Below are 21,091 nucleotides of genomic sequence, written 5' to 3' on the forward strand. Positions count from 1 at the left end.
CACCCCGAAGAACGTCCCGTACAAAGGCGTACGGAACACTGACGGCGCCTGCCTCCACGTCCCCGACCGGACCGGAAGGCAGGCGCCGTCGCCTTTCCTACGGCACCTTGTACGTCTCCCCGTACACCTGCCACTCCAGCGGTGTCCTCAGGTCCAGGTTCCCTTCGTCCAGGAACCGCCGCTGCGCGGTGTCGACGCGGGAGGTGTCGTAGACGAACTGGCCGAGGGGGCCGAGTCCGTCGAGCTTGGCGAGGCGGACCGCGGGGTCGAAGTAGACCCGGTCGCGGGCCGTGTCCTGGGCCTTCCGGAAGATGTAGGCGTAGGCGCTGCGCCAGTCGAGGGTGGAGTTCTCGGCGCTCGCCACGAGCTGCTGCGCGAGGTCCTTCTCGGCGGGGGCGGCCAGGCCGGGCGGCGCGCCGGCGAGCACGTCGGTGTCGGCCGCGCCGCCGGCCCCCTCGGCCCAGGCTTTGGCGCCCTCGGCACCCTTGGCGTCTTCGGCCGCCTGCGACCGGTAGGCGGAGGAGAGGTCGGGGCCCGCCCCTCCCGCGCCGGGATCCTCGGACGCGAGGAGCAGCAGGCGGGCTGGTTTCACCGGCCTCCCGTCAGGTCGGCGACCTTGGCCCAGGTGGCCACCAGGAGCACGAGCAGCAGTACGGCGCACGCTCCCGCCTGCACCAGGGCGCGACGGCCGTCCCGGGGCGCGTACGCGTAGGCGAGGGTGACGACGGCTCCGGCGAGCAGGCCGCCGAGGTGGCCCTGCCAGGACGTCAGCCCCGCGGAGATCAACAGCCACAGCAGCAGGCCTGCCATGAAGCGGTTGACCTGGGCCATGTCGGCGCCGAGCCGCCGGGCCATCACGTAGTAGGCGGCCCCGAGTCCGAAGATCGCGCCGGACGCGCCGAGCGTGGGCTCGGTGGGCGCGATCAGCAGGACGAGGACCGAGCCGCCGAGCGCTGAGAGCAGATAGAGGGCGAGGTACCGGATCCGGCCGAGCTGGAGCTCGACCACGCGGCCGATGTTCCACAGCGACACCATGTTCATCACGATGTGCAGGATCCCGAACGTGCCCCCGGTGGGCGGCAGATGGAGGAACGCGCCGGTCAGCAGCCGGTACCACTCGCCGTCGACGACACCCTCGGCGTGGAAGTCGGCGGGATAGGAGGCCTGCCACACGTAGTGGCCGCCGTCCGGGCCCACCAGGCCGACGCCCAGCATCTCGAACCGGTCCACGATCGCCGGGCGCACGAGCTCGCCGACGTAGGCGAACACGTTGAGGCCGATGAGGACGTACGTCACCAGCGGTACGGCAGAGATCCGCCCGCCGAACGCGGTCCGGGCCTGCCGCACCGACCGCGCCCCCTCCCGCACGCACTCCGGGCACTGGTGGCCGACGGCCGCCTCCCGCATGCAGTGCGGGCAGATGTACCGCTCGCAGCGGGTGCAGCGGACATGGGACTCCACCGCGGGGTGGCGATAGCAGGTGGTGACGGTGGATTCGGGTTCCACGGCCGGCTCTCCTCAAAGTGACAGGGGTGATGATCGAGCCGGTGGGGTCGGCGGCGAACAAAATAGCGAACTCCGGTGAGGGGAGACCGCGCCGGGGCCGGAGTCGGCTGTCCGCCCCGTTGGCTTGGCCGCACGACCGTGCCACGCTGTCAGTGATCCGACGGGGAGGCGACGACGTATGGACGGCGCGCGATCGGTGAACCAGACGGCTCGGGGAGAGGCCGGCAAGGGCGAGAGGCTCGCCGACTGGGCGGACGGGCGGCTCGGCCTGTACGCGCTGGCCAAGGCCAACATGCGCAAGGTCTTTCCGGACCACTGGTCGTTCATGCTGGGCGAGGTCTGTCTCTACAGCTTCCTCATCCTGATCCTCACGGGCGTCTATCTCACGCTGTTCTTCGAGCCCAGCGGGGTCGAGGTCGTCTATCACGGCTCCTACGAGCCCCTCAACGGCGTGGTGATGACCAGGGCCTACGAGTCCACGCTCGACATCAGCTTCGACGTGCGCGGCGGACTGCTGATCCGGCAGATCCACCACTGGGCGGCCCTCGTCTTCGTGACCGGCATGCTCGTGCACATGATGCGGGTGTTCTTCACCGGCGCCTTCCGCAAGCCGCGCGAGCTCAACTGGGTGTTCGGCTGGACCCTGCTGTTCCTCGGCATCATCACCGGCCTGACCGGCTACTCCCTCCCCGACGACCTGCTGTCCGGCACCGGCATCCGCTTCGCCGACGGGGCGATCCTGTCCGTCCCGATCGTCGGGACGTATCTGTCGTTCTTCCTGTTCGGCGGGGAGTTCCCGGGCCACGACATCATCCCGCGGCTCTTCCCGATCCATGTGCTGCTGCTGCCCGGGATCATGCTCGGCCTGGTGGTCGCCCATCTGATCCTGGTCTTCTACCACAAGCACACCCAGTACCCGGGGCCCGGCCGTGACAACAGGTCCGTGGTCGGCATGCCCTTCCTGCCGGTCTACATGGCCAAGGCGGGCGGCTTCTTCTTCCTGACCTTCGGCGTGCTGGCGCTCATGGGAGGACTCGCCCAGATCAACCCCGTGTGGGCGTTCGGGCCGTACAGCCCGCACCTGGTGACCACCGGCGCCCAGCCCGACTGGTACCTCGGCTTCTCCGAGGGGCTGATCCGGGTGATGCCGGGATGGGAGATCAACGTCTGGGGCCACACCCTGGAACCCGGTGTCTTCATCCCCTTCTCGCTCTTCCCGCTGATCCTGCTCGCGATCGGGGTCTACCCCTTCGTCGAGGCGTGGGTCACCGGCGACAAGCGCGAGCACCACATCCTGGACCGGCCGCGCAACGCCCCCGTCCGCACGGGGCTGGGCGTCGCCTGGCTGAGCCTGTACGTGGTGCTGCTGATCGGCGGCGGCAACGACATCGTGGCCACGCATCTGCATCTGTCGATCAACGCGATCACCTGGTTCGTGCGGGTCTCCGTGTTCGTGGCGCCGGTGCTCGCCTTCGTGATCACCAAGCGCGTCTGCCTCGGGCTCCAGCGCCGGGACCGGGACAAGGTGCTGCACGGACGGGAGACCGGCACCATCAGGCGGCTCCCGCACGGGGAGTACGTGGAGGTCCACGAGCCCCTCGCGCAGGAGCAGCTGCACACCCTCACCCAGCACGAGCAGGAACCGCCGTACGAGATCGGGCCGTTGACCGACGCCAACGGGGTGCGGCGGCCGGTCAGGCGTTCCCAGCGGATGCGGGCCGGGCTCGCGCGGGTGATGTTCGGGCCCGATACGCGGATCGCGAAGCCGACGGTGGAGGAGTACCGGGAGGTCACCAGCGGCGACCACCACTGAGGACTGTCGCGCGGCACTCGTCGGGGCTGCCCCACGCGGTGCGCAGGGCGCGGGCCTTGGTGAGCCACAGGGACAGGTCGTACTCGGCCGTGTACCCGATGGCGCCGTGGAGCTGGAGCGCGGTACGGGCGGCCCGGTACGCCGCCTCGCACGCCGTGACCTTGGCGGCGGCGACGTCTTCCCGGGTCATCGTCAGGGCGGCGCCGAGGACCAGGGGGCGCGCGAACTCCAACGCGATCTTCACGTCGGCGAGTTGGTGCTTGACGGCCTGGAAGGAACCGATGGGGACGCCGAACTGGGTGCGCTGCCTGACGTAGGAGACGGTCCTGTCGAGAAGGGCGAGGCCGACGCCGAGGGCCTGGGCGGCGGTGGTGAGGCGGGCGGTGGTGAGGGCGCGCGCCGTGGCCGCGGCCACCTGGGGGCCGGTGGCGAGCGGTTGTCCCCCGGTGGGGAGGGGGAAGAGGCGGCGGGCGGGGTCCAGGGACGGGTGCGCCGGAGGGGCCGAATGGGGCCGAAGGTCCTTCAGGGGCGCGGGGAACTGCGTGACCAGCCCCCACTCGCCCGCATCCGAGATCGCCAGCCGGACCTCCGCCACGTCCGCGTCCAGCGCATACGACCCCGTCGTCACGGTCGCCACCGCTTCACCGGACGCCAGCGCGGGCAGCAGCCGCTTCGCCGGGCCCGTGTCGTCCAGCGCCGTGAGCAGCGTCGCCGCCGTCACCGTCTCCACCAAGGGGCCCGGTACCGCGTGCCGCCCCAACTCCACGAAGGCCACGGCGAGTTCCACCGGGCGCGGTCCCAGGCCCTCGTACGCCTCCGGTACCGCCAGTGCGAACACGCCCGCCCCGGCGATACGGCCCCACAGTGCGCGCCCGCTGTCATGGTCGCCGCGGCTCCAGTCCCGTACGACGGAGGGCGTGTCGGCCGCGGTCAGCATGGAGTTCAGCGAGGCGGCGAACTCCCGCTGCTCGGCGTCCAGAAGGAAACGCATCAGCGGCGGCCCTTCGGCAGGCCCAGCAGGCGTTCGGCGATGATGTCGCGCTGGATCTCGTTCGTGCCGGCGTAGATGGGGCCGGCGAGGGCGAAGACATAGCGCTCGGACCAGTCCGGGTCCTCTTCCTCACCCAGGAGGTCCAGGGCCGTCTCGGTGAGCGCGATGTCGTACTCGGACCAGAAGACCTTGTTCAGGCTGGACTCGGGGCCCAGCGTGTCACCGTCCAGGAAACGGGAGGCGGACGCGTAGGTGAAGAGCTGATACGCGCGGGCTCCGATCAGGGCGTCCGCGACCCGGTTCCCGGTCTCCCGCGGGCTTCCCTGGGCCTGCCAGAGCGCGGACAGCCGGTGCGCCGCCGCCAGGAAACGGCCCGGTGAGCGCAGCATCAGCCCTCGTTCGTTGCCCGCCGTCGACATCGCGATCCGCCAGCCCTGGCCGGGCCCGCCGATGACGTCCTCGTCCGGCACGAACACCTCGTCCAGGAAGAGCTCGGCGAAGGCCGGCTTTCCGTCGAGGCGGCGGATCGGGCGGACGGTGACACCGGGCGCCCGCAGGTCGAACATCAGGTAGGTCAGGCCCTGGTGGGGTTTCGGGGTGTCCGGGCCGGTGCGGAAGAGCCCGAAGGCGCGGTCCGCGAAGGCCGCCCGGGAGGACCAGGTCTTCTGGCCGCTGAGCAGCCAGCCCCCTTCCGTACGCACCCCCCTGGACCGCAGGGACGCCAGGTCCGAGCCCGCCTCCGGCTCCGACCAGGCCTGCGCCCAGACCACCTCGCCGGTGGCCATCGACGGCAGCACGCGCGCGCGTTGCTCCGGTGAGCCGTGGTCGAAGAGGGTCGGGGCGAGCAGGCTGATGCCGTTCTGGTTGACGCGCCCGGGTGCCCCCGCCGCGTAGTACTCCTCCTCGAAGGCCAGCCAGCGGACCAGCCCCGAGTCCCGGCCGCCGTACTCGCGGGGCCAGTTGACCACCGACCAGCGGTCCGCGGCGAGTGCGGCCTCCCACCCGCGGTGGGCCGCGAAGCCCTCCTCGGTCTCCAGGGAGGGAAGCGGAGAGGCGGGCACATGTGCGCGCAGCCACGCGCGGGCCTCGGCGCGGAAGGCCTCTTCCTCCTGCGTGAACGCCAGATCCATGGACACCGGTCCTTCCCTAACAAGTGTTTGGTAGGTTAGCGTGGCACCATGACAGGCGTCGAGAGTCCGGTGTACGAACCGGGGCACGGGCTGCTGAAGGGGCGCACCGCCGTCATCACCGCCGCCGCCGGAGCGGGCATCGGCGGGGCGACCGCGCGCCGCTTCCTCGAGGAGGGCGCGCGCGTCCTGATCAGCGACGCGCACGCGCGGCGGCTGAAGGAGTGCGAGGCGGCTCTCGCCCGGGAGTTCCAGGGAGCGGTGGCCGCCGTGGCGTGCGACGTCACCGACGAGGCGCAGGTGCGGGCGCTCTTCGGCGCGGCGGTAAGGGAACACGGACGACTCGACATCGTCGTCAACAACGCGGGCCTCGGCGGCACGTCGGCGCTCGTCGACATGACCGACGAACAGTGGACCCGCGTCCTGGACGTCACCTTGAACGGCACCTTCCGCTGCACCCGGACGGCCCTGCGGCACATGCGGGACTCCGGCGGCGGCGTGATCGTCAACAACGCCTCTGTCGTCGGCTGGCGCGCCCAGGCCGGACAGGCGCACTACGCCGCCGCGAAGGCCGCGGTGATGGCGCTGACCCGGTGCGCGGCCCTGGAGGCGGCCGAGTACGGCGTACGCGTCAACGCCGTGTCACCGAGCCTCGCCATGCACCCGCACCTGGTGAAGGTGACCTCGGCCCAGCTGCTGGAGGAACTGACCGCGCGCGAGGCCTTCGGGCGGTACGCCGAGCCCTGGGAGGTGGCCAACGTGATCGTGTTCCTGGCGTCCGGCTACTCCTCGTACATGACGGGCGAGGTCGTCGCCGTCAGCAGCCAACACGCCTAGGACAATGGACGATGTGCCGACCAAGAAGAAGCCCCAGGTGAGCGCCGCCGCGCCCGCGCGCCGCCGTGAACTCCTCGACACCGCCGCCGAGGTCTTCGCCGAACAGGGCTACAACGCCACGACCGTACGCAAGATCGCGGACCACGCGGGCATGCTCGCGGGCAGCCTCTACTACCACTTCGACTCCAAGGAATCGATGCTGGAGGAGATCCTGCGGACCTTCCTCGACGAGCTCTGGGACGGCTACGACACCGTCCTGGGTGCCGAACTCGGCCCGCGGGAGACGCTGGAGGCCCTGGTCACCGAGTCGTTCCGGGAGATCGACCGGCACCGCGCCGCCGTCGCGATCTACCAGAAGGAGAGCAAGCAGCTGGTGGCGCAGGAGCGGTTCGCGTTCCTCGCCGAGTCGCAGCGCAGGTTCGAGAAGGCCTGGCTGTCCACGCTGGAGCGCGGGGTCGCTGCCGAGGTGTTCCGGGCCGACCTCGATGTCCGGCTGACCTACCGGTTCGTGCGCGACACCGTGTGGGTCGCCGCGTCCTGGTACCGGCCCGGCGGACAGCACAGTCCGGAGGAGATCGCCCGGCAGTACCTGTCGATGGTGCTGGACGGGATCGCCGTACGTACGTAACTCACTGGGGAGTTGCCATGGCCGAGGCCTACATCGTCGAAGCGGTCCGTACGCCCGTCGGGCGGCGCGGGGGAGGGCTGAGCGCCGTGCACCCGGCCGATCTCGGCGCCCATGTCCTCAAGGAGCTGGTCGCGCGGGCGGGGGTCGATCCGGCCGCCGTGGAGGATGTCGTCTTCGGCTGTCTCGACGCGGTCGGGCCGCAGGCCGGGGACATCGCGCGCACCGCGTGGCTGGCGGCCGGGCTGCCCGAGGAGGTGCCCGGGGTGACCGTGGACCGGCAGTGCGGGTCCTCGCAGCAGGCCGTGCACTTCGCCGCGCAGGGTGTGCTGTCCGGGACGCAGGACCTGGTGGTGGCCGGCGGGGTGCAGAACATGTCCATGATCCCGATCGCCTTCGCGACCCGGCAGGCCGCCGAGCCGCTCGGGCTGACCCAGGGGCCCTTCGCGGGCAGCGAGGGGTGGCGGGCGCGGTACGGGGACCGGGCGGTGAACCAGTTCGTCGGCGCCGAGATGATCGCCGGGAAGTGGGGGATCAGCCGCGAGGACCAGGAGGAGTTCGCGCTCCGGTCCCACCGGCGGGCCCTGCGGGCCATCGACGAGGGCCGCTTCGAGCGCGAGACCGTGGCCTACGGCCCGGTCGCGGTCGACGAGGGCCCGCGCCGGGACACCTCCCTGGAGAAGATGGCAGGGCTCAAGCCGGTGGTCGAGGGCGGCACCATCACCGCGGCCTGCTCCTCGCAGGTCTCCGACGGAGCGGCGGCCATGTTGCTGGCCTCGGAGCGGGCGGTGCGCGAACACGGTCTCACCCCACGCGCACGCGTGCACCACCTCTCCGTCCGCGGCGAGGACCCCATCCGCATGCTCACCGCCCCCATCCCGGCCACCGCGCACGCCCTGAAGAAGACCGGCCTCACCATCGACGACATCGACCTCGTCGAGATCAACGAGGCGTTCGCGCCGGTGGTGCTGGCCTGGCTGAAGGAAACGGGAGCCGACCCGGACAAGGTCAACGTCAACGGCGGCGCGATCGCCCTCGGGCATCCACTGGGTGCGACGGGCGTGAAGCTGATGACCACCCTGCTGCACGAACTGGAGCGGACGGGCGGAAGGTTCGGACTGCAGACGATGTGCGAGGGCGGCGGACAGGCGAACGTGACGATCATCGAGAGGCTGTGAGGTCCTGAAGGACCTCCTCGGCCTCCTTCATGATCCGCTCCACCAGCTCCGCGCACGACGGCAGGTCGTCGATCACCCCGGCGACCTGCCCGGCGGCCATCACGCCGAGATCCGTACGGCCGTCCACCATCGCCGACTTGAGGAGCATGGGGGTGTTGGCGGCGAGGAGGACCTGGCTCCAGGTGAGGTCCCTGCCGTGGCGCAGGGCGAGGCCGTCGTGGACCAGCTGCCGCCGGCTCAGGCCCGACAGTTCGCGGAAGCGGGCCGCCCGTCGCAGCGCGTGCCACAGGGCCCGCGCCCGCCCGGAGCCCTCCAGCGCGGCCACCAGGTCGGTGCGCAGCATGCGGTGCGGAAGGCCGTCGACGGCCCGGGTCACCGTCACGTCCTTCACCGTCGCCGCCAGATAGCGCGCCTTCACCGCGTCCGGCACCGTCGAGTCCGAGGTGAGCAGGAACCGCGTGCCCATGGCGACGCCCGCCGCCCCGTACGCCAGCGCCGCGACCAGACCCCGCCCGTCGAAGAAGCCGCCCGCCGCCACGACCGGGATGTCCACCGCGTCCACCACCTGCGGCAGCAGGACCGTCGTCGCCACCTCCCCGGTGTGTCCGCCGCCCTCGCCGCCCTGCACGATCACCGCGTCCGCACCCCAGCCCGCGACCTTCTCGGCATGGCGCCGGGCACCGACGGACGGGACGACGACGATCCCCGCCTCCTTGAGCCGCGTGATCAGCCCGGGGGAGGGCGCGAGGGCGAAGGAGGCGACCCGGACCCCCTCCTCGATCATGATCCGCACCCGGTCCCCGGCGTCCGCCGCGTCGGCGCGGAGGTTGACCCCGAAGGGCGCGTCGGTACGGGACTTCACTTCCCGCACGGCGTCCCGGAGCTGGTCGAGGGTCATGGTCGCGGAGGCCAGGATGCCGAGCGCGCCCGCGTTCGCCGTCGCGGAGACCAGGCGCGGGCCCGCCACCCAGCCCATCCCGGTCTGTACGACCGGGTGGCGGACCCCGACCAGCCGGGTGAGCGCGGTGTCCATCAGGAACCGACCTCCCGTTCGCGCGCACCGGCCGGGTCGAGCACCTCGCGGATCAACTCCAGTTCGCCGGGGGTCGGTTCGCGGGTGTACGGCACCTCGTCCGGTACGGCCAACTCGAAACCCGTGGCCTCCCGGACCTGCTCCACGGTGACCCCGGGATGCAGCGAGGCCAGCCGCATCGAGCGGTCCGGGGTGTCGAAGTCGAACACGCCCAGGTCGGAGACGACCCGCGGGATGCGGTGGAAACGTGCCCCGGCGGCGTGGTCGTAGCCGACTCCGCACACCATGTCGACCTTCTCCACGAACACCCGCCGGGAGTGCCTCGGCACCCAGTAACTGGTCGGATTGTTCAGGGTGTTGACCGGAGCGCCCCGCACCCCGAGCAACTGCCGCCTCGGCCTCGCCCAGTCGCCGATGCAGGAGATGTTCTGGTTGCCGTGGCGGTCGATCTGGCTCGCGCCCATCATCACGTGCCGCCGCCCCCCGGTGACCAGGGCGAGGTGCTGGCGGTAGGGCAGCCAGCCCTCGGGCGTGCCGTCCGGGCGGACCAGCAGGGCCTCGCCGTCGGTCAGCAGCAGGTCGGGGGAGAAGGTGAGCCGGGCCAGCCGGGCGCCGACCGAGGGGATCAGGCCCATCGGGCTCGCCAGGATCTCGCCCGCGTCCCGCCAGGCCTCGGCGCAGGCGATCACGCAGTACTCACTCCGGGTCGCGGTCATGCAGTCCTCCCCCGAGATACCGTGCGGCGAACTCCGGCCAGGGCGTGGTCGCGTACTCCCGCTGCACGGCCTCGTCCCGGCCGTAGTCGGGAGCGCAGGAGGTGAAGTGCGCGCCGCCCGGAGCCTCGACCACGCCGGTCACCGTGTGCCGTTTGACCAGCAGTGACTGCGGCGGCGCGTCCTTGGTCAACTCCGCGGTCTCCACGATCCGTTCGCAGGAGACGTACGCGGTGTCGGCCGCCTCGCAGAACAGGTCGTCGAAGTACGGGTCGGGCCCGAGACACTGGCCGTTGCCCAGCCGGTCGGCGCGGTTCAGGTGCACCAGGGCGGCATCCATGCCGAGTGCGGGCATGGCCACGAACGTCTCCTGGTCGTCGTACGGCGAGGTCACCGTCCGCAGGCCCGGGTTGACCCGCATGACGTCCGAGCCGATCCCCGCCCGCACCGGCAGGAACGGCAGCCGGTTGGCGGCCGCCCGCAGGCCCCACATGAACATCGCCTCGTCGACCTCCGTCAGCTCGAAGGCGCCGGCCTCGCGGGCCGCCCGGTAGTGCGGTTCGAGGGGGATCGAGTCGAGGGTGACGAAGGCGGCGACGAGCTTGCGGATGCGCCCGGCGGCGGCGAGCATGCCGACGTCCGGGCCGCCGTACGAGACGATCGTCAGGTCGGTGACGTCCGAGCGCAGCAGCGCGCGCACCAGCGCCATCGGCTTGCGGCGCGAACCCCAGCCGCCGATGCCGAGGGTCATGCCGCTGCGCAGCCGGGAGACGACCTCGTCGGCCGTCATGGTCTTGTCGCTCACTCGGCCTCCCTGCCGAACCTGTCGCGGACCCGGTCGGCGACCCCGCTGACGCTCGCCTCGTAGGTGAAGCCCTGTTCGTAGCGGTAGCTGCGGCGGACGTCGACCGGGTCGATGCCGTTGATGGCGGCCTTGGCCAGCCGCAGCAGCTCGCCGTCCTTGGCGGCGATCTCCCGGGCCGACTCCAGGGCCGCGGCGGCGAGTTCGTCCCTCGGGACGACCTTCCACACCGCACCGTGCCGGTGCAGTTCGGCGGCGGTGACCGTGCGGGAGGTGAAGTACAGGGCGCGCATGAGGTGCTGGGGGACCAGGCGGGCCAGGTGGGTGGCCGCGCCGAGGGCCCCGCGGTCCAGCTCGGGCAGGCCGAAGGTGGCGTCCTCGCTCGCCACGATCACGTCCGCGTTGCCCACCAGGCCGATGCCCCCGCCCAGGCAGAATCCCTGCACGGCTGCCACGACGGGCACCTCGCAGTCGTACACGGCCGAAAAGGCCTCGAAGCAACCGCGGTTGGCACCGACGAGGGCGGCCGAGCCGCGCGTCTGGATCTCCTTGATGTCCACGCCCGCGTTGAAGCCGCGCCCCTCGGCCGCCAGGACCACACACCTGACCTCCGGATCACGGCCCGCCGCGCGGACGGCGTCGGCCAGGGCGAACCAGCCGTCCACCGCAAGGGCGTTCACCGGCGGGAAGTCGACCTCGACCAGAACGATCCCCTTTTCCGGGGACGAGGTGGAGACACCCATGGCCGCATCAGCTACCTTTCCACCAAACGTTTGTTAGGTGAAGGGTAGCGGTGAATGGAGCTGAACGGGAGGGTCGTGGTCGTCACCGGCGGGACGCGCGGCGTCGGCGCCGGGATCGCCCGCTCCTTCACGGAGGCGGGGGCCAAGGTCGTCGTCTGCGCGCGCAGACCGCCCGAAGCCCCCCTGCCGAAAGCGCGGTTCGTGCCGCTGGACGTCCGGGACGCCGACGCCGTACGGCACTTCTTCGCCGAACTGCCGCGCCTGGACGTCCTGGTCAACAACGCGGGCGGCGCCCCCTACCGGCTGCTCGCCGACGCCGGACCCGAACGGCACCTCCGCGTCCTGGAGTTGAACCTGCTCGCCCCGCTCACGGTGTCCCTCGCCGCGTACGAACACCTGAAACGGACCCATGGCTCGATCGTGATGATCGGCAGCGTCAGCGGCGGCCGGCCCTCGCCCGGCACCGCAGCGTACGGGGCGGCCAAGGCGGGCCTGGAGAACCTCGCCCGCTCGATGGCCGTGGAGTGGGCGCCGGACGTCCGAGTGAACACCCTGGTCGTCGGCATGGTCCGCACCGAGCAGTCGCAGCTGCACTACGGCGACGAGGAGGGCATCGCGGCGGTCTCCCGCACGGTCCCGCTGGGCCGTCTGGCCGAACCCTCCGACGTGGGCGCCGCGGCCGTGTTCCTCGCCTCGGACGCCGCCGCGTACATCAGCGGCGCCTCGCTGCTGGTGCACGGCGGCGGGGAGCGACCGGCGTTCCTGGACGCCGCAACGGTCAACAAGGAGACGCGAACCATCGACAGGGAGACGTGAGATGACCGGAATCTGCGACGGCCGGGTCGTCGTCGTCACCGGCGCGGGCCGCGGTCTGGGCCGCGCCCACGCGCTCGCCTTCGCCGCCGAGGGGGCACGGGTCGTCGTCAACGACCTCGGCGTCGGCCTCGACGGCACACCGGACCCCGACAGCCCCGCCTTCCTCGTCGCCGAGGAGATCCGCGCGGCGGGCGGCGAGGCGGTCGCCCACGGCGGTGACATCGCGACCCCCGACGGTGCCGCCTCCCTCGTCCACACGGCCCTGGAGACCTACGGCCGCCTCGACACCCTCGTCAACAACGCCGGGTTCCTGCGCGACCGGATGCTGGTGAACCTGGAGGAGGACGACTGGGACGCGGTGCTGCGCGTCCACCTGAAGGGCCACTTCCTGCCCCTGAAGCACGCGGCCGCGCACTGGCGGGCGGAGACGAAGGCGGGCCGTGCATCGGTGGCCAGGATCGTCAACACGTCCAGCGGGGCAGGCCTGTCGGGCTCGGTGGGACAGGGCAACTACAGCGCCGCGAAGGCCGGGATCGTCGGCCTCACCCTGGTCGCGGCGGCCGAACTCGCCCGCTACGGCGTCCAGGTCAACGCGATCGCCCCCGCGGCACGGACGAGGATGACGGAGCAGACGTTCGCCGACACGATGGCCGTTCCGTCCGACGGCTTCGACGCGATGGCTCCGGAGAACGTGTCCCCGCTGGTCGTGTGGCTGGGCTCGGCGGAGTGCGCGGGGGTGACGGGCCGGGTCTTCGAGGCGGAGGGCGGGCGGATCACGGTGATGGAGGGCTGGCGGCCGGGCCCGACCGCCGACAGAGGCGCGAGGTGGACCCCGGCGGAGGCAGGAGAGACGGCACGGAAGCTGCTGGGGGAGGCGGAGACGCCGGCCCCGGTGTATGGCGCGTAATCGGACCTGCCCAGGGGCGCGGGGCTGCATCGATCTGCGGCTCCGCCGCGTGTGCGCGACCAGCCACAGGACACTCGCAGACGGGCGCAAACCCTACGTGTCGCACTCCAGAACCGTCCGGCACACCGCGCACCGCGCCCGCACCCGCCCCCGCACCGGCACCCGGATCCGCTGGTGGCAGGTGGGGCAGGGAAACGACACCCGCAGGCGGCCGGGTCCGTCCGGGGTGAAGGTGTAGGGAACCCCCGGCTGCGGCCCAGGGGCGTGACGGCGGTCCCGGGCGTAGCGGCGGCGGCCCGCCCAGCCCGCCGCCGTGAGGGGCGGCTGTTCGGAGTCCTGGCGGGCCTGGGCCATCCCCTTCACATACGCCGTGTACGCCTGCGCACTGGTGAACCAGACCGAGGGATCCTCCCCGAACACCAGCGACCGCTTCGCCAGCACGTACCCGAACTCCTCCGGCGTGAGGTACCCCAGCTTCTGCGACGACGCCGCGTCCTCCCGGTACGCGTCCAGCAGCAGCCAGCCCGCCCCCAGATACGTCGTCGCCGTGTCCGTGAGGATCTCGTTCTCCCGCACCCCCGGGAAGGACAGGTCCAGCCGGTGCAGATACACGTGCATGACCTCGTGGGCCAGTGCCGCGCCGATGTCCCGCCGATGCGTGCGGAAGCGGTCGTTCAGCTCGACGAAGTACTCGGGCCCCGCGGCGAGTTCGACGTTCGCCGCGTGGGTCATCTCCCGGAAGCTGACCACGAACCGGGCATCCGGCAGCCGGTAGTGCCGCACCAGCTCCCGGGCCACCCGCTGCGTCCCGAGATACAGATCGTCGGTGTCGCAGAACGCCACGTCCACCGGCGCCACGCTCGTCGCGAACGTCTGGACGGTGTCGTAGGAGAGCCGCTTGTAGAGCGCGTTGATCGAGGCCCGCACCGTCTCCAGGTGCGGGTAGCCGTGCTGGACCGGTCCGTCGTTCGTCACGCCCGTACCCCCAAGACGCCCTGAACCCGATTCCACTCTACGAGGTCGAGCGTCTACGAGGTCCCGTGCGGATTCTCGTGGGCCGGATCCGGGGCGCGGAGCCGGAGGGCGGGCCCGCGCTCCGGTGCCTCCTCCAGTTCCAGCACCCACACGTCGTTGGCGCCCTCCCGCAGCACAGGACCGGGCACGTACAGCGTCCGCTGCGGGCCCGCGGACCAGTACCGGCCGAGGTTGAAGCCGTTGACCCACACGAACCCCCGGGTCCAGCCCGGCAGCTCGAGCACCGCGTCCCCGGCACCGCGCACGCTCACCTCGCCCCGGTACAGGCCCGCCGAGCCGTCCCCGGGCAGCTCACCGAAGCCGATCCCCGTCCTCGAGTCCAGCGAGTCCAGCGAGTCCAGCGCGTCGAGGCGCAGCCCCCGCGCCCGCACCCCGTGCAGGAACTGCCGCTCGTGCAGCAGCCCCCCGGTGATCCCCTTGGCCTCCCCGCTCCGGGGCCCGTAGTTCACCCGCCCCAGCGACTCCACCCACAGCTCCACGCGCGCGTACCCCGCGACAGGCTCCTTGAGCTGCACGTCGGCCTCGGTGAGCACCCCGGCCCGCTCCCCGTCCACGTACACCACCGCGAGATCCCGCAGCCCCCGCGCGATCAGCGGGTACGGCTGCCGCGGCCCCGGCACGGTCACCTCGTACCGCACCAGTCCCCGGTCGACGTCCAGCTTCTCGAAGGTCGGCGGCACAGGGCCCTCGTGAACCGGTCCGCCGCGCTCCTCCAGGACGGCGGACAGGGAAGCCCATGCGGTCAGGTCCACGTCACTGACGGCACCCAACACCTCCGGCGCGGGCGGCAGCTCCGCCACCGGACCGTACGCGGACAGCACCTCACGGAAGCGCCAGAACTTCTCCGTCGGCCTGCCGTACTCGTCGATCGGCGCGTCGTAGTCGTACGACGTCACGTCCGGCTCCAGCGGACCGTCGTGCAGCGCGCCCCCGCCCCGGTTGGCGCCCGCCCAGCCCGCGAAGTTCGTGCCCCCGTGCGCCATGTACAGGTTCACCGAGGCCCCGCACTCCAGGATCTCCCGCAGCGCCTCGGCCGCGTCCTCGGCATCCCGTACGACGGGCTCACCGCCCCAGTGCTCGAACCAGCCGCACCAGAACTCCATGCACATCAGCGGGCCGTCCGGCCGGTACCGGCGCAGCGCCTCGAAGGCCGTGCGGGCGCCGGAGCCGAAGTTCACCGTGGCGAGGACACCCGGCACCGAGCCGCCGGTGAGCATGTGGTCCTCGGGGCCGTCCGAGGTGAACAGCGGGACCGTGATCCCCTGTGCGCGCAGCAGCTCGGTCAGCCGCAGCAGATACGCGGCGTCCGAACCGTAGCTGCCGTACTCGTTCTCCGCCTGCACCATGATCACCGGGCCGCCGCGGTCGATCTGCCGCTCCACGACCTGCGGCAGCAGCCGCCCGAACCAGCGCTCCACCTGCCCCAGGTACACCTCGTCGCTCGTACGCGCGTGCCCCTTGAGCCAGTGCGGCAGACCGCCGTTCTCCCACTCCGCGCAGATGTAGGGACCGGGGCGGACGATCGCCCACAGCCCCGCCTCCCGGGCCGCGTCCAGGAACCGGCCCAGCGCCTCCACGTCCCGGACGTCACCCGGGTGCGGCTCGTGCAGGTTCCACGGCACGTACGTCTCCACACAGTTGAGACCCATCGCCCCCAGCATCGCCAGCCGGTGCCCCCACTGCGCCTCGTGCACCCGGAAGTAGTGCAGCGCGCCGGACAGCAGCCGCACCGGCCGGCCGTCCAGCAGGAAATCGGTTTCACCCACCGTGAACTCGCTCATAGGCTCCACCCTCGCCACTGGCGACGATCAGGTCCATGGACAAAGATCGGCGCTGCTTGGACCGAAGCGCATGCAAGGAGCGCGATGTACCACACCTGGATGCGATTCCTCACTCCCAGCCCCGTCCACCACCGCCTGGGCGTGGTCTGCCTGGGAGTCGGACTCCAGTACGGCGCGCTGCCCACCGTCGGCCCCCGCACCCTCGACAGCCATGTCGCCGTCGTCATCAGTACCGGCACCGGGTGGTACGAGACCCCCGACGGCCGCCGTACGACGGTCACCGCGCCCTCGCTGCTGTGGCTCACCCCCGGCATCCCGCATCACTACGCACCCGACCCGGAAACCGGCTGGGACGAGGGGTTCGTCGGCTTCACGGGGCCCGCGACCGCCACCTACACCGAACTCGGGTACATCGAACCCGACCGCCCCGTCGTGCCCCTGTCCGACGCCACAGGCCCGCGCGCGGTCATCGCCCGCATCGCCCGCGCCGCCCGCCGCGACAACCCTCTCCTGGAGGTCGAGACCGGCGCCGCCGTCCACGAACTCCTCGTCGCCCTGCGCCGCGCCCGCGCCGACCTCGCCCCCGACGGCGACGTCGTCCTCAAAGCGCTCGCCCGGGACGCCTGTCTGCCGCTGTCGGTCGCCGACCACGCGGCCCGGCACGGCATGACCCTCGCCGAACTGCGCACCGCGGTGCGCCGCGGCGCCGGCTGCAGCCCCAAGGACTACCTCCTCGGCATCCGTCTCGGCCGCGCCAAGGAACTCCTCGCCGCCACCGAACTCCCCGTCGCCGCCGTCGCCCGCCGCGTCGGCTACGACGACCCCGCCTACTTCTCCCGCCTGTTCACCCGCCGCGTCGGCATGGCCCCGATCCGCTTCCGCGCCCAGGAGAGCCGGACCGTGCCCGGTGGCTGGAGCAACCAGGTACCGGATCCGGACGATCCGCCGAGAGTTTGAGGGGGGGCGGGTGTGGGGTTTGGAGCCGGTCGGTCTGATGGGGGTCTGATGGCCGTGGTTCCGGGGCCGGGGGGCTTGCTGTGGGGGTGGGGGCCGGGTCGGGATTGGCCCGTCGGTTGAGGATTGCATCGTCGCTGTCGACCTGGAGCTGGCCTGCCGGGAGGGGGGCGGTTGTTCGGGGTTTCGGGGCCGGTGGTTCGGTGCGTGGGGTGGCGACCCGGTGTCGGGGCGGCGGGTCCGCTGGGGTCGGGTCACCTGGCCTCGGCATCTGCGTGTTGGCCGCGAGTTGGGGCCGGGGCGCCGGGGTGACCGTTGGCCGGGGAGTCGGTCGTTCGGGCCCTCGATCCTGCTGATCCGCCGGGTAGCCGATCACCCGGCCCTCGCTCCAGCCGTCTCGCCGGCAGCCGAGGTCCAGGCTCCTTGATCCGGCCTGTCCGCCGACCGCCGACCTCCAGGCCCCCGCTCCGGCCGATCCGACGCCGAACCGTTCACCCCGCCCCCTTAGGGTTGTCGCCCATGACCACCAGCAACACCGGATCCGGTGACGTCGACCCCGCCGTCCGCGAAGAGCTCGGACGGCTGCGCGACAGCATCGACAACATCGACGCGGCCGTCGTCCACATGCTCGCCGAGCGCTTCAAGGCCACCCAGCAGGTCGGCCACCTCAAGGCCCGCCACCAGTTGCCGCCCGCCGACCCGGCCCGCGAGGCCCGCCAGATCGAGCGACTGCGCACCCTCGCCGAGAACGCCAAACTCGACCCGGCCTTCGCTGAGAAGTTCCTGAATTTCATCATCGCCGAGGTGATCAGGCACCACGAGCGCATCGCCGAGGACACCGTCGACGACCCCACCTCCCTGGCCGATTGACCTCGCCCAACGCCCCGGGGAGGTGACACGGGCGCCCGCACCCGGCATGCTGCGCTGTGCACTCCTTGTCAGCCCGCGAGCACTCCGTGTCAGTGCACGGGCGTAGGCTGGCTGTCCGCGAGGGAGGGACGTCGGGCCATGCCTTCGGATGCCAAGATCCTCATCGTCGACGACCACGAGGACACGCTCTACGCGCTGGAGAGCGCCCTGGCCCCCCTGGGTTACCGGCTCGGCCGCGCCACCAGCGGTGACGAGGCCCTCAAGCAGGTGCTCCGGGGCCAGGTCGGCCTCCTGCTCCTCGACGTACGGATGCCCGGCGTCAGCGGCCTCGACGTGGTCCGCTACATGCGGCGCCTGGAGCAGACCCAGCACATCCCCGTCGTGCTGCTCACCGGGTTCGGCCCCGACCACGAACTGACCTCCGCCGCGTTCGCCCTCGGCGTCGCCGACCTCCTGATGAAACCCATCGACCCCTGGGCCCTGCGCACCAAGGTCCGCTACCTCTTCGACACCCACCGCCGCCACCTCGCCCTCGAACACGAGGTGCGGGAGTTACGCGCCCTCGTCAAGGACCACACCGAGGACAAGGACCACACCGAGGACAGGGGTCACGAGGGCCAGGACCACGACGAGGACGACGACGCGGCCGCCCGCCACCGCGCCCTGCCCCACCCGGACGCCCGAGTCCCGGTACAGCGCATCAACGGGGCGCACACGGGGGAGCTCGAACAGGACCGGACATAAGGCATGTACCGATCCGCCTCTGTGAGTTGCCCGTGCCATCAGGCAGCATGTCCTGCATGTCCGTACTGACGCGCGACGAAGCGCAGACCCGTGCCAAGCTCCTCGACGTCCACCGCTACACCATCGCGCTGGACCTCACCACCGGCGACGAGACCTTCGAGTCCCGGACCGTCGTCCGGTTCACCGCGCGCACGGACGCGGACACCTTCGTCGAACTCAAGCCGGCCGAACTGCGCGAGGCCACCCTCGACGGCCACCCCCTCGACCCCGAGACCCTCGAGGACAACCGGCTGCCCCTCAAGGCACTGACCGCCGGCGAGCACGAACTGCGCATCGACGCCGTCATGCGGTACTCCCGCACCGGCGAGGGCATGCACCGCTTCACCGACCCCACCGACGGCGAGACCTACGTCTACACCCAGCTGTTCATGGAAGACGTCCAGCGCGTCTTCGCCGCCTTCGACCAGCCCGACCTCAAGGCCGTCTTCGACCTGTCCGTCAAGGCCCCCGCAGGCTGGAGCGTCCTCGCCAACGGCATCACCACCGACCTCGGCGACGGCCACTGGCAGGCCACCCCCACCCCCCTGATCTCCACCTACCTCGTCGCCGTGGCCGCCGGCCCCTGGCACTCCGTGCGCACCGAACACCGCGGCCTGCCCTTCGGTCTCCACTGCCGCCGCTCGCTGGCCCCCTACCTCGACCCGGACACCGACGAGATCTTCGAGATCACCAGGCAGTGCTACGACCGCTACCACGAGAAGTTCGAGGAGCCCTACCCCTTCGACTCCTACGACCAGGCCTTCGTCCCCGAGTTCAACGCCGGCGCCATGGAGAACCCCGGCCTCGTCACCTTCCGCGACGAGTTCGTCTACCGCTCCGCCGTCACCGACACCGAACGCCAGACCCGCGCCATGGTCATCGCCCACGAAATGGCCCACATGTGGTTCGGCGACCTCGTCACCCTGCGCTGGTGGGACGACATCTGGCTGAACGAGTCCTTCGCCGAGTACATGGGCTACCAGACCCTCACCGAAGCCACCCGCTTCACCGACAGCTGGGTCGACTTCGGCGTCATGCGCAAGGGCTGGGGCTACGACGCCGACCAGCGCCCCTCCACCCACCCCGTCGCCCCCGAGGAAGTCAACGACACCGCCTCGGCCCTCCTCAACTTCGACGGCATCTCCTACGCCAAGGGCGCCTCCGCACTGCGCCAGCTGGTCACCTGGCTCGGCGAGAAGGACTTCCTCGCCGGCATCAACACCCACTTCGCCCGCCACCGGTTCGCCAACGCCACCCTCGCCGACTTCATCGACTCCCTCGCCTCGGCCACCGAACGCGACGTCCACGCCTGGGCCGACGCCTGGCTGCGCACCACCGGCGTCGACACCCTGCGCCCCGTGGTCACCCCCGGCGAGGAGGGCACGTACACCCTCCAGGTCGAGCACAAGGGCAGCCGCCCGCACCGCATCGCCGTCGGCCTCTACGACCTGGACGTCGCCGACGAGGGCCGCCACCTCGTCCTGCGTGAACGCCTCGACCTCGACATCCCGCAGAGCACCCCGCAGCCCATCGGCAAGCGCCCCACCCTCCTCCTCCCCAACGACGGCGACCTCACCTACACCAAGGTCCGCTTCGACCCCGAGTCCTTCAAAGCGGTCACCGAGACCCTCTCCGGCCTGCCCTCGCCCCTGACCCGCGCCGTCGTCTGGAACGCCCTCAGGGACGCGGTCCGCGACGGCGAACTCCCGCCCACCGCCTACCTGGACGCGGCCCGCACCCACCTCCCGCACGAGACCGACCTCGCTCTCGTCCAGGGCGTCCTCGCCTTCGCCTCCGCCTACGTCACCGACCGCTACGTCACCCCCGAACAGCGCCCCGCCGCCCTCGCCACCCTCTCCTCCCTGTGCCGCGACCTCATCCGCCGCACCGAGGACGGCGACAACCCCGGCCTGCGCCTCATCGCCGTCCGCCACTGCGTCAACGCCGCCGCCCACCCCGACACCATCGCCGCCTGGCTCGCCGAAGGCACCGTCCCAGGCGGCCCCGAACTCGACCCCGAACTGCGCTGGCGCGTCCTCGCCCGCCTCGCCGTCCTCGGCGCCACCGACGAGACCGCCATCGCCGCCGAACTCGAACGCGACCCCTCCGCCACCGGCCAGGAAGGCGCCGCCCGCTGCCGCGCCGCCCTGCCCACGGAAGAGGCCAAGGCACAGGCCTGGGAAGCCATGTTCGCCCGCGACGACCTCTCCAACTACCTGTTCACCGCCACCGCCCAGGGCTTCTGGCAACCCGAACAGACCGACCTCGTACGGCAGTACGTGCCCCGTTACTACGAGGACGCCGTCGCCCTGGCCGCCCGCCGCGGCCCCGCCATCGCCGACGCCGCCGGCCGCTGGGCGTTCCCCGACTACGCCATCGACGAGGACAACCAGGCCCTCGGCCAGGCCTGCCTGCGCGACGCCGACCCCATTCCCGCCCTGCGCCGCAAACTGGTCGACCAACTCGACGACCTGGGACGGGCGTTGCGCGTGAGGCAGTCGTAGAGCGGATTTTCCCCGCACGGGAGTACCCCCTTTCGGGTCAGGATCGTTGAACTCTCCGGGCGCGCCCAGGCAA

General features: G+C 71.6%; 20 protein-coding genes. 10 read left to right on the forward strand and 10 right to left on the reverse strand.

What is annotated here, in order from left to right:
- Window positions 1-97: 97 nt before the first annotated feature.
- A complete protein-coding gene (locus tag D1369_RS30475; RefSeq protein WP_037899638.1) occupies window positions 98-592 on the reverse strand; it encodes a chitosanase in 495 nt (164 codons plus the stop codon).
- Window positions 589-1,506 carry a rhomboid family intramembrane serine protease gene (locus D1369_RS30480; protein ID WP_007381355.1) on the reverse strand — a complete coding sequence of 306 codons (918 nt, stop codon included), beginning with the start codon at window positions 1,504-1,506 and terminating at the stop codon, window positions 589-591. The genes D1369_RS30475 and D1369_RS30480 overlap by 4 nt, the downstream gene beginning before the upstream one ends.
- Window positions 1,507-1,684: 178 nt before the next feature.
- On the opposite strand from D1369_RS30480, the gene D1369_RS30485 reads away from it, so the two are divergent.
- A complete protein-coding gene (locus D1369_RS30485; RefSeq protein ID WP_007381354.1) occupies window positions 1,685-3,319 on the forward strand; it encodes a cytochrome bc complex cytochrome b subunit in 1,635 nt (544 codons plus the stop codon).
- Here D1369_RS30485 and D1369_RS30490 read toward each other — a convergent pair.
- Together D1369_RS30490 and D1369_RS30495 are read right to left on the reverse strand one after the other, a co-directional pair.
- Window positions 3,297-4,310, reverse strand: coding sequence for an acyl-CoA dehydrogenase family protein (locus D1369_RS30490; RefSeq protein ID WP_118082718.1), 1,014 nt, complete (start codon window positions 4,308-4,310; stop codon window positions 3,297-3,299). The two genes, D1369_RS30485 and D1369_RS30490, sit on opposite strands and share 23 nt — an antisense overlap.
- Entirely contained in the window at window positions 4,310-5,440 is a 1,131-nt protein-coding gene (locus D1369_RS30495) for an acyl-CoA dehydrogenase family protein (RefSeq protein WP_037899636.1), read from the reverse strand. Before D1369_RS30495 ends, D1369_RS30490 begins: the two co-directional genes overlap by 1 nt.
- Window positions 5,441-5,488: 48 nt before the next feature.
- On the opposite strand from D1369_RS30495, the gene D1369_RS30500 reads away from it, so the two are divergent.
- Genes D1369_RS30500 through D1369_RS30510 form a run of 3 tightly spaced genes read left to right on the forward strand, consistent with a single transcriptional unit; the run spans window position 5,489 to window position 8,077 of the window.
- Entirely contained in the window at window positions 5,489-6,274 is a 786-nt protein-coding gene (locus D1369_RS30500; RefSeq protein WP_007381352.1) for an SDR family oxidoreductase, read from the forward strand.
- Between the two features lie 13 nt (window positions 6,275-6,287).
- Window positions 6,288-6,902 (forward strand): TetR/AcrR family transcriptional regulator, encoded by a 615-nt coding sequence (locus D1369_RS30505; RefSeq protein ID WP_007381351.1) that lies wholly within the window; start codon window positions 6,288-6,290, stop codon window positions 6,900-6,902.
- A 17-nt stretch (window positions 6,903-6,919) separates the two neighbouring features.
- Window positions 6,920-8,077: an acetyl-CoA C-acetyltransferase gene (locus tag D1369_RS30510; protein ID WP_007381350.1), complete on the forward strand. Its 1,158-nt coding sequence runs from the start codon at window positions 6,920-6,922 to the stop codon at window positions 8,075-8,077.
- Here D1369_RS30510 and D1369_RS30515 read toward each other — a convergent pair.
- The 4 genes from D1369_RS30515 to D1369_RS30530 are packed head-to-tail and all read right to left on the reverse strand — an operon-like array spanning window position 8,061 to window position 11,368.
- Window positions 8,061-9,110, reverse strand: a complete 1,050-nt coding sequence (locus tag D1369_RS30515; protein WP_037899634.1) for a nitronate monooxygenase — start codon at window positions 9,108-9,110, stop codon at window positions 8,061-8,063. The genes D1369_RS30510 and D1369_RS30515 overlap by 17 nt on opposite strands.
- A complete protein-coding gene (locus D1369_RS30520; RefSeq protein WP_007381348.1) occupies window positions 9,110-9,826 on the reverse strand; it encodes a CoA-transferase in 717 nt (238 codons plus the stop codon). Before D1369_RS30520 ends, D1369_RS30515 begins: the two co-directional genes overlap by 1 nt.
- Window positions 9,807-10,628, reverse strand: a complete 822-nt coding sequence (locus D1369_RS30525; protein WP_007381347.1) for a CoA-transferase — start codon at window positions 10,626-10,628, stop codon at window positions 9,807-9,809. Before D1369_RS30525 ends, D1369_RS30520 begins: the two co-directional genes overlap by 20 nt.
- On the reverse strand, window positions 10,625-11,368 hold the full coding sequence (locus tag D1369_RS30530) for an enoyl-CoA hydratase family protein (RefSeq protein WP_007381346.1): 744 nt from the start codon (window positions 11,366-11,368) through the stop codon (window positions 10,625-10,627). The genes D1369_RS30525 and D1369_RS30530 overlap by 4 nt, the downstream gene beginning before the upstream one ends.
- 54 nt (window positions 11,369-11,422) lie before the next feature.
- Between D1369_RS30530 and D1369_RS30535 the strand changes: the two genes are divergently transcribed.
- Entirely contained in the window at window positions 11,423-12,184 is a 762-nt protein-coding gene (locus D1369_RS30535; RefSeq protein WP_007381345.1) for an SDR family oxidoreductase, read from the forward strand.
- A 1-nt stretch (window position 12,185) separates the two neighbouring features.
- Window positions 12,186-13,091 (forward strand): SDR family oxidoreductase, encoded by a 906-nt coding sequence (locus tag D1369_RS30540; protein WP_007381344.1) that lies wholly within the window; start codon window positions 12,186-12,188, stop codon window positions 13,089-13,091.
- Between the two features lie 93 nt (window positions 13,092-13,184).
- Here D1369_RS30540 and D1369_RS30545 read toward each other — a convergent pair whose 3' ends face one another.
- Together D1369_RS30545 and D1369_RS30550 are read right to left on the reverse strand one after the other, a co-directional pair.
- Window positions 13,185-14,066 (reverse strand): hypothetical protein, encoded by an 882-nt coding sequence (locus D1369_RS30545; protein WP_007381343.1) that lies wholly within the window; start codon window positions 14,064-14,066, stop codon window positions 13,185-13,187.
- A gap of 53 nt (window positions 14,067-14,119) precedes the next feature.
- Window positions 14,120-15,907, reverse strand: a complete 1,788-nt coding sequence (locus D1369_RS30550) for a beta-galactosidase family protein (RefSeq protein ID WP_037899631.1) — start codon at window positions 15,905-15,907, stop codon at window positions 14,120-14,122.
- Window positions 15,908-15,991: 84 nt separating this feature from the next.
- Here D1369_RS30550 and D1369_RS30555 point away from each other — a divergent pair, with 84 nt between their 5' ends.
- From D1369_RS30555 to pepN, 4 genes are all read left to right on the forward strand, one after another.
- Window positions 15,992-16,864, forward strand: coding sequence for an AraC family transcriptional regulator (locus tag D1369_RS30555; RefSeq protein WP_007381341.1), 873 nt, complete (start codon window positions 15,992-15,994; stop codon window positions 16,862-16,864).
- Between the two features lie 516 nt (window positions 16,865-17,380).
- On the forward strand, window positions 17,381-17,731 hold the full coding sequence (locus D1369_RS30560; protein ID WP_037899628.1) for a chorismate mutase: 351 nt from the start codon (window positions 17,381-17,383) through the stop codon (window positions 17,729-17,731).
- A gap of 138 nt (window positions 17,732-17,869) precedes the next feature.
- Window positions 17,870-18,475, forward strand: a complete 606-nt coding sequence (locus tag D1369_RS30565) for a response regulator (protein WP_007381339.1) — start codon at window positions 17,870-17,872, stop codon at window positions 18,473-18,475.
- Between the two features lie 56 nt (window positions 18,476-18,531).
- The gene (gene pepN, locus D1369_RS30570; RefSeq protein ID WP_037899626.1) at window positions 18,532-21,018 is read left to right on the forward strand and encodes an aminopeptidase N; all 2,487 of its coding nucleotides are present in this window, start codon (window positions 18,532-18,534) and stop codon (window positions 21,016-21,018) included.
- Window positions 21,019-21,091 lie beyond the last annotated feature (73 nt).

Origin of the sequence: Streptomyces sp. CC0208, from assembly GCF_003443735.1 — a bacterium.
GTDB lineage: Bacteria > Actinomycetota > Actinomycetes > Streptomycetales > Streptomycetaceae > Streptomyces > Streptomyces sviceus.

Bases quoted from the DNA above. Each gene is read 5' to 3' on its own strand.
- D1369_RS30565 (WP_007381339.1), top strand. From the start codon at position 17,870: ATGCCTTCGGATGCCAAGATCCTCATCGTCGACGACCACGAGGACACG.
- D1369_RS30510 (WP_007381350.1), top strand. From the start codon at position 6,920: ATGGCCGAGGCCTACATCGTCGAAGCGGTCCGTACGCCCGTCGGGCGG.
- D1369_RS30535 (WP_007381345.1), top strand. From the start codon at position 11,423: ATGGAGCTGAACGGGAGGGTCGTGGTCGTCACCGGCGGGACGCGCGGC.
- D1369_RS30555 (WP_007381341.1), top strand. From the start codon at position 15,992: ATGTACCACACCTGGATGCGATTCCTCACTCCCAGCCCCGTCCACCAC.
- D1369_RS30500 (WP_007381352.1), top strand. From the start codon at position 5,489: ATGACAGGCGTCGAGAGTCCGGTGTACGAACCGGGGCACGGGCTGCTG.
- D1369_RS30540 (WP_007381344.1), top strand. From the start codon at position 12,186: ATGACCGGAATCTGCGACGGCCGGGTCGTCGTCGTCACCGGCGCGGGC.
- D1369_RS30520 (WP_007381348.1), bottom strand. From the start codon at position 9,826: ATGACCGCGACCCGGAGTGAGTACTGCGTGATCGCCTGCGCCGAGGCC.
- D1369_RS30490 (WP_118082718.1), bottom strand. From the start codon at position 4,310: ATGCGTTTCCTTCTGGACGCCGAGCAGCGGGAGTTCGCCGCCTCGCTG.
- D1369_RS30530 (WP_007381346.1), bottom strand. From the start codon at position 11,368: ATGGGTGTCTCCACCTCGTCCCCGGAAAAGGGGATCGTTCTGGTCGAG.
- D1369_RS30485 (WP_007381354.1), top strand. From the start codon at position 1,685: ATGGACGGCGCGCGATCGGTGAACCAGACGGCTCGGGGAGAGGCCGGC.
- D1369_RS30550 (WP_037899631.1), bottom strand. From the start codon at position 15,907: ATGAGCGAGTTCACGGTGGGTGAAACCGATTTCCTGCTGGACGGCCGG.
- D1369_RS30560 (WP_037899628.1), top strand. From the start codon at position 17,381: ATGACCACCAGCAACACCGGATCCGGTGACGTCGACCCCGCCGTCCGC.
- pepN (WP_037899626.1), top strand. From the start codon at position 18,532: ATGTCCGTACTGACGCGCGACGAAGCGCAGACCCGTGCCAAGCTCCTC.
- D1369_RS30515 (WP_037899634.1), bottom strand. From the start codon at position 9,110: ATGGACACCGCGCTCACCCGGCTGGTCGGGGTCCGCCACCCGGTCGTA.
- D1369_RS30495 (WP_037899636.1), bottom strand. From the start codon at position 5,440: ATGGATCTGGCGTTCACGCAGGAGGAAGAGGCCTTCCGCGCCGAGGCC.